Here is a 13617-nt window from a genome sequence, read left to right on the forward strand (position 1 = left end):
CGGGCGGTTTCCAGTTGTATTTCAAGGATTTTAATTAAATTTTTCATTTCAAAATGACCAACAAGAACGGGATAATCGCGTTGACGATCGTCATCGCCCTTATTAGCGTCTATAACCTGTCCTTCACTTTTGTGTCGCGCAATTTCAAAAGCAAGGCGATCGCCTATGCGACCGATGCGAAAGGAGAGGTTGATTTGACCAAAAAACAACATTACATCGACTCCCTGTGGCGTGAAGAGGTATACCTCGGCCATACTTTGCAGGAGGTTACCGAGCGCGAACTGAACCTTGGCCTTGACTTGCAAGGTGGTATGCACGTAGTATTGGAAGTAGCCCCTGCCGACATCCTGAAAGGGATGGCTGGCGGTAACGCCCGGAGTGCGGCTTTCCAGAATGCATTGAAAAAAGCAAGTGAGGATAAATCGGCCAACAACAGCACATTTATCAACCGTTTCGTAAGCGCATACAAAGAAGCTGCTCCAAACACCAGCCTCGCTTCGGTATTCGCTACCAGCGCCAACCGCGGCAAGATCAACAGCAACTCATCTGATTCGGACGTAATCAAAATGCTGAACACGGAGATCGACGGTTCTATCGACCGTGCATTCCAGATCACCCAGGCACGTATCGACAAATTCGGGGTAACGAACCCGAACATTCAGCGTCTGCCAGGCCAGAACCGCGTTTTGGTGGAGCTTCCGGGTGTAGATAACCCTGAGCGTGTTCGCCGCCTGCTTTCCGGCGCTGCGAAACTGGAATTTGCAGAAGTATACCTGACTCAAGAATTAGGCGCTGGCCTCGAAGGCCTGGGCCGTTACCTGACCCAGCAAGCTGAAATTGAAAAAGCGGCTAAGAAAACTGCCGCACCGGGAGGTGCCGCACCTGCAACTGCTTCTACCGATACTACTAAAAAATCAACTGAGGGCGGCCTGGCTGCCCAGTTAGAGAAAAAAGCGGACTCTACTGCTACCGACTCAGCTGCATTAGCGGCCCAAAGCGCTGCGCTGACCAGCCTGTTCGTGCCAATGCCGCAAGGCCTTGGTGTATACCTGAAAGACACTGCGCGCGCCAGCGAAATCCTGCGCCGTCCCGAAGTACGCTCGCTTTTTCCTTCTGACCTCGTGTTCATGTGGGACCGCAAGGGAACCGAAGCAGGCGGCAACCAACTGATTTTGCCTTTGTATTTCATTAAGAAAACCAATGGAGAAGCAGCCATGGAAGGTGACGTGATCGTGAACGCAAACCACGATTACGACGACCGTGGCCGTCCGGAAGTAACCATGCAAATGAATGGTGAAGGTGCCCGCAAATGGCGCTCATTGACTGCCCGCAGCATAGGCCGCCCGGTAGCGATCATCATCGACGGCCTGGTTTACACCGCTCCGACCGTACAAGGCGAAATTCCAAACGGTAACTCGTCCATCACCGGTAGCTTCACTGTGGAAGAAACCAAGGATATGGCGAACGTATTGAAAGCAGGTAAACTGCCTGCTCCAACGCACATCGTGGAAGAAGCGGTTGTAGGTTCTTCACTCGGTGCGGAGGCTATCAACGACGGTTTGTGGTCTTCGGCTGTAGGTCTTTTGATCGTACTCGTGTTCATGGTGGCCTATTACAACCAGGCTGGCTGGATTGCTGATATCGCGCTATTGATCAACTTGTTCTTCCTGTTGGGTGTAATGGCTTCTCTCGGCGCGGTACTGACACTCTCGGGTATTGCGGGTATTGTGCTTTCGATCGGTATGGCGGTAGATGCCAACGTACTCATCTACGAAAGTATCAAAACAGAACTGGCGAGCGGAAAAGCATTTGCACAATCGATCCGTGACGGTTTCAAGCATTCATTGACAGCCATCATCGACTCCAACGTGACGACGCTTTTGACCGGTATCATCCTTTACACATTCGGTACAGGTCTGGTACTCGGTTTTGCAACAACCCTTGTTCTGGGTCTTTTGACTTCCCTTTTCAGTGCGATCTTCATTACCCGCCTGTTGCTGGAACAAAAACTTAAAAACGGCAAAACTTTCGCATTCTCTACTGCCCTGACCAAAAACTGGTTCCAGGACAACCACTTCGATTTCGTTTCACAACGTCGCCGTTTCTACATCATTTCGGGGATCATCATCGCGATTGGTGTAGGTTCATTTATCTTCAAAGGTTTCGGTTTGGGTATCGATTTCAAAGGCGGTCGTTCATATGTGGTTCGTTTTGAAAACAATGTGGATGCGGATGCACTTCGTACCAACATGGACGAAGTACTCGGCTCAACTACCGAAGTGAAAACTTTCGGAGGCCAGGACCAGGTGAAAGTCACGACTCCTTACCTCATCGATGATACCACTCCGGAAGCTGACCAGAAAGCGGAAGCGAAGATCCTGGAAGCGACCAAGAAAATCGCTAACAACCCTGCAAAGATCGTTAGCTCGAACAAAGTAGGTCCTACCATGGCAAAAGACACGCTGTGGAGCGCGGTTTATGCGGTATTGCTTGCATTGGCGGCTAACTTCGTGTATATCCTGATCCGTTTCAAACGCGTGGCATTCTCATACGGTGCGGTAATGTCTCTTGCACACGACGTGGTGATTATCCTCGCGATCTTCTCGTTGTTCAACGGCTGGTTGCCCTGGTCACTGGACATCGACCAGGCATTCATTGGTGCGATCCTGACGATGATCGGTTACTCGATGAACGACACCGTCGTAATTTATGACCGCATCCGCGATTACCTCGCCGACGAAAAGTCACGCGGACAAAATCTGTCGACCGTTATCAACAACGCGTTGAACAGTACTTTGAGCCGTACGGCTGTAACCGGTATCTCGGTAATCCTCGTATTGATCGTTCTGATGATCTTTGGTGGAGCGGTTATCCGCGGATTTACCTTCTGTATGTTGCTGGGGGTAATCGTGGGTACATATTCTTCACTCTTCGTAGCGGCACCTATCGTGGTTGACCTGCTGCAGCGTTCAAAGAAGAATGAGCCTGCGCCGGCAGTAGCAGCGGACGCTACGGCGGCGGCAACCAAAAAAGCAAAGGCTTAAAATAAAAGAATAAAAGAGGGTAAGTTTTGCACTTACCCTCTTTTTCTTTGGTCTCTATACGTAGTTAGCAAATTTTCTTTTAGCTTTATCAGACCATCATTTCTACAACAACGAACCTAATATATGGCAAGTCAACTCTGGATTAAAAAACCACTTGAAAAACTATTACAGGAATCTACCGGAGAAGGTAACCAGCTGAAACGCACCCTCGGCCCCGGAAGCCTTGTGGCACTGGGAATCGGTGCGATTATCGGCGCGGGTCTTTTCTCCATTACGGGCGGAGCCGCTGCCAACCAGGCCGGCCCTGCGATCACCATCTCCTTTATCGTAGCGGCATTGGGCTGTGCATTCGCCGGTCTTTGTTATGCCGAATTCGCCTCCATGATCCCGGTTGCGGGTAGTGCCTACACCTATTCTTATGCCACGATGGGTGAGTTTATCGCATGGATCATCGGCTGGGACCTCGTATTGGAATATGCAGTAGGCGCCGCCACGGTAAGTATCAGCTGGAGCCGGTATTTAGTCAAGTTCTGTGAAGGGTTTGACGTCCATTTACCCGCGGCGCTCACAGTAGGTCCGTGGGACGGCGGCGTGATCAATCTCCCCGCCATTTTTATTGTAATTCTGATGAGCTTGCTTCTAATGAAAGGGACCCAGGAAAGTGCATTGGTGAACGGCATCATCGTAGGCTTGAAAGTAGCCGTCGTGATCATCTTCATCGTCCTGGGTTGGAAATACATCAACGAATCTAACTATGTACCTTATATCCCCGACAACACGGGGAACTTCGGCGAATATGGTTTCAGCGGGATCATACGGGCCGCAGCAATCGTGTTCTTTGCCTATATTGGTTTCGACGCCGTGAGTACAGCGGCGCAAGAGGCCAAAAACCCCAAGAAAGATATGCCGATCGGTATCCTAGGCTCATTGGTGATCTGTACCATTCTATATATTCTTTTTGCACATGTAATGACCGGTGTAACCAATTACACCACATTCAAAGGGCAGGACGGTATCGCGCCGGTTGCGGTGGCGATCGAATCCATGGGTACACCTGATGCCAGCGGTGTCATTCACCCCGATTATCCATGGTTGAACCGCGCGATCATCGTGGCGATCCTTGCAGGTTATGCTTCTGTGATCCTGGTAATGCTTTTAGGCCAGAGCCGCGTGTTTTTCAGTATGAGTAAGGACGGATTGCTGCCGCGCGTATTCTCGGCAGTACACCCGAAATTCCAGACGCCGGTGAAAAACAACACCATGTTCCTGGTGTTTGTGAGCCTTTTCGCAGCATTCGTACCTGCGCGCGTCGTAGGTGAGATGACTAGTATCGGTACGTTATTCGCGTTTATCCTCGTATGTATCGGGATCATCGTGATGCGCAAGCAAATGCCAAACGCGCCACGTGCATTTAAAACACCACTCGTGCCACTGGTTCCCATCCTCGGTGTAGCCACTTGTTTCTTTATGATGGCGTTCCTCCCACTCGATACCTGGATCCGTCTGTTCGTGTGGATGATCATCGGTTTCGATGTGTATTTATATTATGGTATTAAAAATAGCTTCCTGTCGAACAAGTTGCCGGCGGCGATAGTAGCAGGGAGTAAAACGGTTGCATTAGTTGGTATCGTGCTGGCAGTCTTGCTGGCTGTTATCGCCTATTTCCACCACGTCCAAACCGACGGCGCCGATACAGGCATTTACTACTTCTCGATGATCTTCGCCCTGGTTCACCTCGTGACTTTCGGTATGGCACAGGCCAAAAAGGCGTAATCAAAATATAAGAATACAAGAGAGGCCATTCCGTTATGGAATGGCCTCTCTTAGTTTATGGATTAATCAATTCTAGAACCTTGACAGCACTTTTTCCGAAACCGTTTGCCCAATGGAAAGCGACGATGTCGCGGCAGGCGAAGGCGCGTTGCAGACGTTAATGGCCGTCTTGTTTTCAATGATCGAGAAATCATCCAGCAGCCCGCCGTCGTAGTCACACGCCTGTGCGCGTACGCCTGAGCCACCGGGAATGAGGTCTTCGCTTTGAATTTCGGGGATAAGGCCTTGTAATGCTTTCGTAAATGCGGCTTTCGAAAACGAACGGTAATACTCGCCTAGTCCCGTGCGCCAGTATTTCATCGCTACTTTCTGAAATCCCGGCCACGAAAGTGATTCGAGCATTTCCGTTACGTTAATGTCCAGCTTCTTGTAACCCTCTCTTTTGAATGCAAATACCGCATTCGGCCCTGCCTCGATGCCTCCTTCGATCATGCGCGTGAAATGCACGCCCAGGAAAGGAAAGTTAGGATCCGGAACCGGGTAAATGAGGTTCTTGACCAGGTAATGCTTCTCCGGACGTATCTTGTAATACTCGCCGCGGAACGGAATAATCCGGACGTTGATATTCTCCGGCTGAGTGAGCTGAGCCACTTTATCAGAATAGAGTCCTGCGCAGTTCACGACCAGTTTCGTTTCAAATGCCTTCCCGGTGGCCGTTACCACTTCCGAATGTGCATTACGGTTTTTCACGTCGGTCACTTTTTCACCGAAACGTACTTCGCCGTCCAGTTTCCGGAATTTCTCCGCGTACTTTTCACAAACCGTTTTGTAATCGATAATGCCGGTATAGGGAACCCAAATGCCTTCCAGTCCCTTCACATGCGGCTCGATCTCTTTCATTTCGCCTTCCGAAATCATGCGGTTCTGTGTCAAGCCATTCTGGTTTCCCCGCTCGAACAAGTTGCGTAGCAACGGACGCTGCTCTTCGGTAGTGGCTACCACTATCTTTCCACACAAATCATAGGAAACACTTTCCCTCTCGCAGAAATCAATGAGCATCTGGTACCCACGAATACAGTTGGTCGCTTTCAGGCTGCCCGGTTTATAATACAATCCGGAGTGGATCACGCCGCTGTTATGGCCGGTCTGGTGCTTGGCTACTTCGTTTTCCTTTTCGAGCAGAAGCACTTTCAATGCAGGTTTCTGCTCCTTGATCCGGAGGGCTGTTGCGAGGCCCACAATGCCCCCGCCTATGATGGTAATGTCGTACATATATTCAAATACTATTTCCTTACTTAACCGGGGAAGGATATTTTTCCCATTGAAACCCCCGGTACACCTTTTTTCTCACCGAAATACACCGCCTCGCCTGCCACCGCCTCATTAGCCAGTACCGCGAACAGTACAGCCTCCTTCGCATCACCGGACACGCCCAGTTCATCGATCAGACGAATGTTTTGCCCCAGTAATCTGCCTATTGCGCCCATCAGCACGGCATTATGCGCCCCGCCGCCGCTTGCATACACTTCAAATACTTCACCTGAAGGCATGGCGTTGCGAATCGCTTCCGAAATTGTCTCCGCGCTGAACCGCGTCAGAGTGGCAATCAGGTCGTTGGGTTGAATCGCTTTCCGGCCAGAAAGCTGCATTGCGTTCTTCACGTAATCGATACTGAACACCTCGGGACCAGTAGTTTTCGGAAATGGCTGTTCAAAAAACGACGAGTTTTTGAGTGCAGTCAGCAACGTCTCGTCAATCATACCGCTAGCGGCGATGCTTCCATTTTCATCAAAAGGCTTCCCGAAATGCAATCGTGTGAACGCGTCTATCAACGTGTTTCCGGGGCCGGTGTCGGTCGTGAAAACCAATGACGCATCGAGGTTTCCAGGTAGGAATGTGAAGTTGGCAATGCCGCCCATGTTCAGCAATATCCGGTTCTCGTCTTTTTGGGAAAACAGAAAGTAATCGCCGTACACGGCCAGCGGCGCACCTTCGCCTCCTGCTGCAATGTGTTTTTGCCTGAAATCGCTGAGGGTAATGATGCCGGTTTTGACAGCGATATGGTCGCCGTCGCCGATTTGCAATGTCGCATTGGGAAAGCCGGCAATACTATGCTGCTTTTGAGGCGCGTGAAAAACGGTTTGCCCATGGCTGGCGATCAGATCGACTTCCGAGGCATCGATGCCCCATTCGGTCAGGCATTCCAGGATCATCCGGCCATGTTGCAAGCCAATGAAAGGGTTAAGCAAAACCAGTTGCTGAAAATCGATCTGCCTTTGGGCAAAAATCTCACGCACGGCGCTCCTGAAGTCCTCGCGATAAGGCACCGTTTTGAAATACTCTATCTCCAAATGCGTTTCCGGCCCGCTGCCTTCCGCACGGCAAAGTGCCACATCCAGCCCGTCGAGCGAAGTCCCCGACATCAGCCCGATAATCCTGCGCAATTGTTTCCGGCTCAGCGCGTAAAGCTTTTCAACGTGTTCTTTCACAGATAGTAATGCTAAAAAACGGACCAGCCTTGGAATGAGCTGGCCCGTTTGGATTCATTTGGAAACGATGTTACCCGTTGTTTTCACCGCCGGATGGACCGCCACCCGATGGACCGCCGGAAGGTTTCTGACCCCTGTTACGGTTCCGGTTATTTCTGTTTCCTTCGTTGCTATTTCTGTTTCCCCCTTCGTTATTGCCCTTGTTGCGCGGCTCTCCGCCGGGGTTATTGTTATTCCCTTTATTACGGGGCTCTCCGGGATTGTTATTGCCGCGGTTACGTTGTTGTTGGCCTTCACTCGGGTTATTGCCCCGGTTCTGACGTTCCTCACTCGGGTTGTTGCCCCGGTTACGCTGGCCCTGATTCTGGTTATTACCTTTGTTTTGAGGCGCATTGGCTGCATTGTCCGCGGGATTACCATTCCCCGCCTCATTTCCACCGTTTTCGCCGGCGCTGTTTTCAAGGCCGTTTCCACGGTTCTTCCCCGAGCGGTTCTTCTTCTTTTTCTTTTTCTTCTGCTCGTCGCTGTACTTTTTATCGAGGTTTTCCAGGTCGCTATTGAGCTTGCCCGGTACTTTATCGACCCCCTTTTCAGGTTCCGGCGTCAGGATTTCGAGTGATTCAGGGATAACATCCTTCTTGTTCAATTCGATGATTTCCAAAACCTTGTCAATAGGCACAGGATACCAGTTCGTATCCTTATCAAACCCGAACCACATGATTTTCTTGAAAATATCCGTTTTCTGCAAGGTGGCCACACCTTTCTTGGTTTTCAGTGGCGCATCCACCGTAGGGATATCCCGCAATGCATCGATGTACGTTTCGAGCTCGTAGTTCAAACAGCATTTCAGTCTTCCGCATTGGCCCGATAGTTTCGCAGGGTTCAGTGAAAGGTTCTGATAACGCGCCGCAGCGGTTGAAATATTCTTGAAATCGGTCAGCCAGGTCGAGCAACAAAGTTCGCGCCCGCAGGAGCCTAATCCGCCCAAACGGCTTGCTTCCTGCCTGAGGCTGATCTGCCGCATTTCGATCCGTACCTTGAACTCCGAAGCCAGCGTTTTGATCAGTTCCCGGAAATCCACACGCTCTTCCGATGAATAGTAGAAGGTCGTTTTGGTATTATCCGACTGGTATTCCACATCCGACAGCTTCATATTAAGCTTCATTTCCCGGATAATCTCACGCGTACGGTAGAGCGTGGGCATTTCTCGCGCCATCGCCTGCGTGAACTTGTCGAGATCCTTTTCCGTCGCAATGCGGTAGATCACATGCAGGTCGTCGTTGATCTGGACATTCTTGCGCTTCATCTGAAGACGCACGAGTTCTCCCTGCAACGATACCGTTCCAATATGCTGGCCGGAAGCCATTTCACATACCACATAATCGCCTGTGACGAATTCCAGCTGATTTATATTCCGGAAATATTCCTTTCTGCCTCCTTTGAACTTGACCTCGACTACATCAAAACGCTGTCCCGCCGGCACGTCCATGTGACTGAGCCAATCGAAAACGTTCATCTTATTGCATCCGCCTGTTCCGCAGCTTCCTTTACTTCCACATCCGGCGACGGCCGTACCGTTAGTACCGCATCCCCCGGATGAACATGATCCACATCCCATAATTACTCCGCTTCATCAATCGTTATAACGAATTAAATCCACGCCAATATCGTGCCGGAAATACTTCCCTTCGTATTGCACTGCCTGCGCAGCCCGCTGTGACTTGTGCACGGCGTTTTCGAGGGAATTGGCCAGGCCTGTGAGGGCCATCACCCGTCCTCCGTTCGTCACGACTTCGGCGTTTGCATTAAACGTGGTTCCTGCATGGAATACATGCACATCTTCCACTTTGTCTGTTCCCGAAATCACCTTTCCTTTTTCGTAATCTTCGGGATAACCTCCCGACACCACCACCGTCGTTACGGCCACCTGCGGCGAAATCTGCAGATCGAAATCTTGCAGGGTACCTTTGGCCGTCGATGCCATAAGCATCGCAAAATCCGACTGGATACGCGGGATTACTACTTCCGTTTCGGGGTCGCCCATCCGGACATTATATTCAATCACATAAGGCTCGCCTTTGATATTCATCAGACCGATGAAAATAAAGCCCACATATTTGATTCCTTCACTTTGAAGGCCGTGCAATGTCGGTTTCACTACCTTTTCCTCCACCTTTCTGATAAAATTCGCGTCCGCAAACACGACGGGCGATACTGCGCCCATACCGCCCGTGTTGAGGCCCGTATCGTTCTCACCGATACGCTTGTAATCCTTCGCTTCGGGAAGTATTTTATAATGCTCACCATCAGTAAGCACAAAAACCGACAATTCTATCCCTTTCAGGAATTGCTCGATCACAACTTTGTTGCCCGCCTTGCCGAATTTACCGTCCAGCAGCATTTCGCGGAACGCCTGTGTGGCATCGGAATGCTTTTCTGCGATGATCACGCCCTTACCGGCGGCAAGGCCATCGGCTTTGAGCACGATCGGAAGCGAGTGGTTTTGGAGGTATTCGAGCCCTACTTCCAGGTCTTCGGCCGTAAATGTGCGCGAAGCGGCGGTTGGAATGCCGTATTTATCCATAAACTGCTTCGAGAAGTCCTTGCTCCCTTCGAGCTGCGCACCGGCTTTGTCAGGGCCGATAATCCGCACTTTCGAAAGGTCTTCACGTGCATTGAAATAATCTACAACCCCATTTACCAGTGGTTCCTCGGGGCCTACGATCACGAGTTCGATGTTATTTTCAATTACCGCGTTGGCAATGGAGTCAAAATCGTTGTAAGAAATGGATAGGTTCGTTGCTATGCCTGCTGTCCCGGCGTTTCCGGGAGCCATAAATAAGGTATCGCAAAGAGGGCTTTGGGCTATTTTCCAGGCAAAAGCGTGCTCTCTTCCGCCCGATCCCAAGATGAGTATGTTCATAACTGGTTTTAAAAATTCAAAAAATACTGATTGTCCGGCAAGTACTCCGGAGGGCTAGTTGGCGAGTTCCGACAAAAACTTGATCCGCATCAGCCGTAATTCTTCTTCGCTGACCTCCTCGCCCTCGAATTCGTTCAGCGCGGTGGCGATATTGTCGGTTTCGGCGGTCATAAAGTAATCGTAAATATCCTGCTGCCGCTCGCGGTCGATCACCTGGTTGATGTAATAATCCAGGTTGAGCTTCGTACCCGAGTAGCAAATGTGTTCCACTTCCTCGATCACATCAGCCAATGCCAGGTCCTTTACTTCGGCAATCTCGTCGAGGCTTACCTTTCTGTCGACCTGCTGGATAATGAAAATCTTGATCTTGGATTTGTTAACCGTGGATTTAATCACCACGTCCTTAGCCGTTTCTATCTCGTTCTCCTCCACGTAGCGCGAAATGAGTTCGATAAACGGCCGGCCGAACTTCTGCACCTTACCCATTCCAACGCCATTGATCTGCGCCATTTCCTGCTGGGTAGTAGGGTAAGTAGTGGCCATTTCTTCCATAGAAGGATCCTGAAAGATCACGTACGGCGGCAGGTTTTTCTCCTTCGCCACCTTTTTACGCAACGCTTTGAGCATTCCAAGCAAGGCCTCGTCGTAAGCATGCGCGCTGCCATTGCCATTCACCGTGTCCTTATCATCGTCCTCTGTCTTCACTTCCTCCTCGTCGAAGTTGTGGTCCTTTTGAAGTGTAACAGGGTAAGGGTCGTTCAGGTATTTGGCCCCTTTTTCCGAGAGTTTGATGACGCCGTAGTTCTCAATGTCCTTTTCGAGATAACCGAAAATCACCAACTGACGGATCGCCGACACCCAATATTCCCGCGACTCATTCAGTTCCAGGCCTTTGCCATATACTTCCAGTTGGTCGTGCTCGTAGCTTCTCACATACTGGTTGTCGGTAGCGGTGAGCAAATCGGCGATGTGATCGGCATCGAAACGCTGCTCTGTCAGCGCTACCGATTTGAGGATCAAAATAATGTCATCCTGCACTTTGATCTTCTCGGTCGGCTTGTTACAGTTATCGCAGTAGCCGCAATCTTTTTCGAGGTATTCTCCGAAATAGCTCAATAATTGCCGGCGGCGGCATACACCTAATGTCGAATAGGCTACCATTTCATTCAGCAAATGGCGTGCATTGTCGCGCTCGGTAACAGTTTTGTCTTTATTGAACTTTTCGAGTTTTTGAATGTCGTCGTAGCTGTAAAACATAAGGCAGTTACCTTCCAGCCCGTCACGGCCCGCGCGGCCTGTTTCCTGGTAATAGCCTTCCAGCGACTTGGGGACGTCGTAGTGGATCACAAAACGTACATCCGGTTTATCGATCCCCATTCCGAATGCAATCGTAGCCACGATCACGTCGCATTCCTCGTTCAGGAACGCGTCCTGGTTGGCCATGCGCGTATTGGCATCGAGGCCGGCATGGTACGGTAATGCACGTACGTCGTTGACATTCAAAAGCTCCGCAACTTCTTCCACCGTCTTGCGGCTCAGGCAATATACAATACCCGATTTGCCTTTGTTGTTGCGGATATAGCGGATGAGCTGCTTTTTAATATCCTTCTTCGGCCGGATTTCGTAGTAAAGGTTTTTGCGGTTAAAAGAAGATTTAAATGTCTCGGCTTCCTCCATTTGCAGGTTTTTACGGATATCCTGCTGCACTTTCGGAGTGGCAGTGGCCGTTAGCGCGATAATGGGCAGCTTGCCTATATTCTCGATAATCCCGTAAATACGACGGTATTCAGGGCGGAAATCATGGCCCCATTCCGAAATACAGTGGGCCTCGTCGATAGCTACGAACGAGATCTTTACCTTTTTGAGAAAATCGAGGTTATCTTCTTTGGTGAGCGATTCAGGGGCAATATAGAGCAGTTTGAGGCTTCCGTCGAGCGCGTCGGTTTTGACGCGCGTCATTTCGGCTTTGGTAAGCGTGGAATTCAGGAATTGGGCATTGATACCGAACGCAGTAAGCTGGTCGACCTGGTTTTTCATCAAGGCGATCAGCGGGGAAATCACGATCGTCAGTCCGTCGCTGACAAGGGCAGGAAGCTGGTAGCAGAGTGACTTACCTGCGCCCGTGGGCATTATGACGAATGTATTTTTACCTAAAAGGATATTTTGTATGATAACTTCCTGATCTCCGCGGAATTGACTGTATCCAAATATTTCTTTAAGCTTCCCTTTTAATGTGTCGGTCACGACTTTATCAACCTGCTGTACCATACTCTGTTCACAAAATGGTTATTCCAAACTTCCCTATCTTTGCGCTTTGAAATAAATAATGACGTTTTTGTCTCTCTAAACTGTGTTTCAGATTTGAAATTAATAAAAAATATTCAGTCAACCGCAAAAGAAGTATTACGTCAGGAAGCAGAAGCCGTACGTAATCTGATTGAATTGATTGATGATGAATTTGAAAAATGCGTATATGCGATTTTGCATTCCGGAGGACGCGTTGTGGTCTCTGGTGTGGGCAAAAGCGCCATTGTAGGACAGAAGATTGTAGCTACGCTGAACTCTACCGGAACGCCTGCACTTTTTATGCATGCCGCGGACGCTATTCACGGCGATTTGGGCATGATCCAGGACAATGACGTCGTGATCGTGATCTCCAAAAGCGGCGATACACCGGAGATCAAAGTACTGGTGCCGCTGCTGAAACGTACTGGTGTGCAAATGATCGCCATGGTGAGCAACAAGGATTCTTACCTAGCCAAAAACTGCGTTCTCACACTCCACGCGCACGCTCCCGTCGAGGCGGACCCGCTCAACCTCGCGCCTACGACGAGCACATCGGTAACGATGGCCCTCGGCGACGCGCTTGCGATATGCCTGCTCGAAGCGCGTGGTTTCACGCATGACGATTTCGCCCGGTACCATCCGGGAGGCTCATTGGGCAAGCGGCTTTATCTCAAAGTCTGCGACATTTATCCGCATAATGCATTGCCGACGGTGAATGAGCAAGCCACCTTGCAGGAGGTTATTCTGGAAATGACTTCGAAGCGGCTGGGTGCGACGGCGGTAGTAAGTGAAAATGGCCGAATGGCCGGTATTATTACCGATGGGGATTTGCGCAGAATGCTGAAAACTTATGGCGCCGCCGGTTTACTCGACCTGCACGCAAAGGATATTATGACCCAATCTCCGATTACGGTATCGCCTGACGAATATGCGGTGAATGCTTTGGAGGTAATGCAGTCCAAAAGCATTACGCAGGTGGTGGTGGTGGAAGAGGGTAAGGCTCTGGGTTTTGTGCATTTGCACGATTTGCTGCGCGAAGGGTTGGTGTAGCGCAGTTGTCACGGTGAGCGGAGTCGAAGCGCGGTAACAGTACCGCGCTTCG

At 50.3% G+C, this 13617-nt stretch carries 8 protein-coding genes; 3 read left to right on the forward strand and 5 right to left on the reverse strand.

All coding sequences use genetic code 11. The annotated features are described in order from the left end of the window. Window positions 1-53 precede the first annotated feature (53 nt). Window positions 54-3044 carry a protein translocase subunit SecDF gene (secDF, locus tag ACQ4MZ_RS26445; RefSeq protein WP_430850230.1) on the forward strand — a complete coding sequence of 997 codons (2991 nt, stop codon included), beginning with the start codon at window positions 54-56 and terminating at the stop codon, window positions 3042-3044. 123 nt (window positions 3045-3167) lie between these two features. Next, window positions 3168-4817, forward strand: coding sequence for an amino acid permease (locus tag ACQ4MZ_RS26450; RefSeq protein ID WP_430850232.1), 1650 nt, complete (start codon window positions 3168-3170; stop codon window positions 4815-4817). Between the two features lie 72 nt (window positions 4818-4889). Here ACQ4MZ_RS26450 and lhgO read toward each other — a convergent pair whose 3' ends face one another. From lhgO to recQ, 5 genes are all read right to left on the reverse strand, one after another. Continuing rightward, a complete protein-coding gene (gene lhgO / locus ACQ4MZ_RS26455; RefSeq protein ID WP_430850234.1) occupies window positions 4890-6089 on the reverse strand; it encodes an L-2-hydroxyglutarate oxidase in 1200 nt (399 codons plus the stop codon). 23 nt (window positions 6090-6112) lie between these two features. Further along, window positions 6113-7306 carry an anhydro-N-acetylmuramic acid kinase gene (locus ACQ4MZ_RS26460; protein WP_430850236.1) on the reverse strand — a complete coding sequence of 398 codons (1194 nt, stop codon included), beginning with the start codon at window positions 7304-7306 and terminating at the stop codon, window positions 6113-6115. A 70-nt stretch (window positions 7307-7376) separates the two neighbouring features. After that, the gene (locus ACQ4MZ_RS26465) at window positions 7377-8822 is read right to left on the reverse strand and encodes a PSP1 domain-containing protein (RefSeq protein ID WP_430850238.1); all 1446 of its coding nucleotides are present in this window, start codon (window positions 8820-8822) and stop codon (window positions 7377-7379) included. 117 nt (window positions 8823-8939) lie between these two features. After that, complete coding sequence (gene purD / locus ACQ4MZ_RS26470; protein WP_430850240.1) at window positions 8940-10229, reverse strand: phosphoribosylamine--glycine ligase; 1290 nt, start codon at window positions 10227-10229, stop codon at window positions 8940-8942. 54 nt (window positions 10230-10283) lie between these two features. Beyond that, the gene (gene recQ, locus ACQ4MZ_RS26475; RefSeq protein ID WP_430850243.1) at window positions 10284-12497 is read right to left on the reverse strand and encodes a DNA helicase RecQ; all 2214 of its coding nucleotides are present in this window, start codon (window positions 12495-12497) and stop codon (window positions 10284-10286) included. Between the two features lie 93 nt (window positions 12498-12590). Between recQ and ACQ4MZ_RS26480 the strand changes: the two genes are divergently transcribed. Beyond that, window positions 12591-13565: a KpsF/GutQ family sugar-phosphate isomerase gene (locus ACQ4MZ_RS26480; protein WP_430850245.1), complete on the forward strand. Its 975-nt coding sequence runs from the start codon at window positions 12591-12593 to the stop codon at window positions 13563-13565. Window positions 13566-13617 lie beyond the last annotated feature (52 nt).

Origin of the sequence: Dyadobacter sp. BHUBP1 (genome assembly GCF_050587785.1) — a bacterium.
GTDB lineage: Bacteria > Bacteroidota > Bacteroidia > Cytophagales > Spirosomataceae > Dyadobacter.

Excerpts from the sequence above, each read along its gene's own strand:
- secDF (WP_430850230.1), top strand. The coding sequence starts at position 54 with ATGACCAACAAGAACGGGATAATCGCGTTGACGATCGTCATCGCCCTT.
- ACQ4MZ_RS26450 (WP_430850232.1), top strand. The coding sequence starts at position 3,168 with ATGGCAAGTCAACTCTGGATTAAAAAACCACTTGAAAAACTATTACAG.
- lhgO (WP_430850234.1), bottom strand. The coding sequence starts at position 6,089 with ATGTACGACATTACCATCATAGGCGGGGGCATTGTGGGCCTCGCAACA.
- ACQ4MZ_RS26465 (WP_430850238.1), bottom strand. The coding sequence starts at position 8,822 with ATGAACGTTTTCGATTGGCTCAGTCACATGGACGTGCCGGCGGGACAG.
- purD (WP_430850240.1), bottom strand. The coding sequence starts at position 10,229 with ATGAACATACTCATCTTGGGATCGGGCGGAAGAGAGCACGCTTTTGCC.
- recQ (WP_430850243.1), bottom strand. The coding sequence starts at position 12,497 with ATGGTACAGCAGGTTGATAAAGTCGTGACCGACACATTAAAAGGGAAG.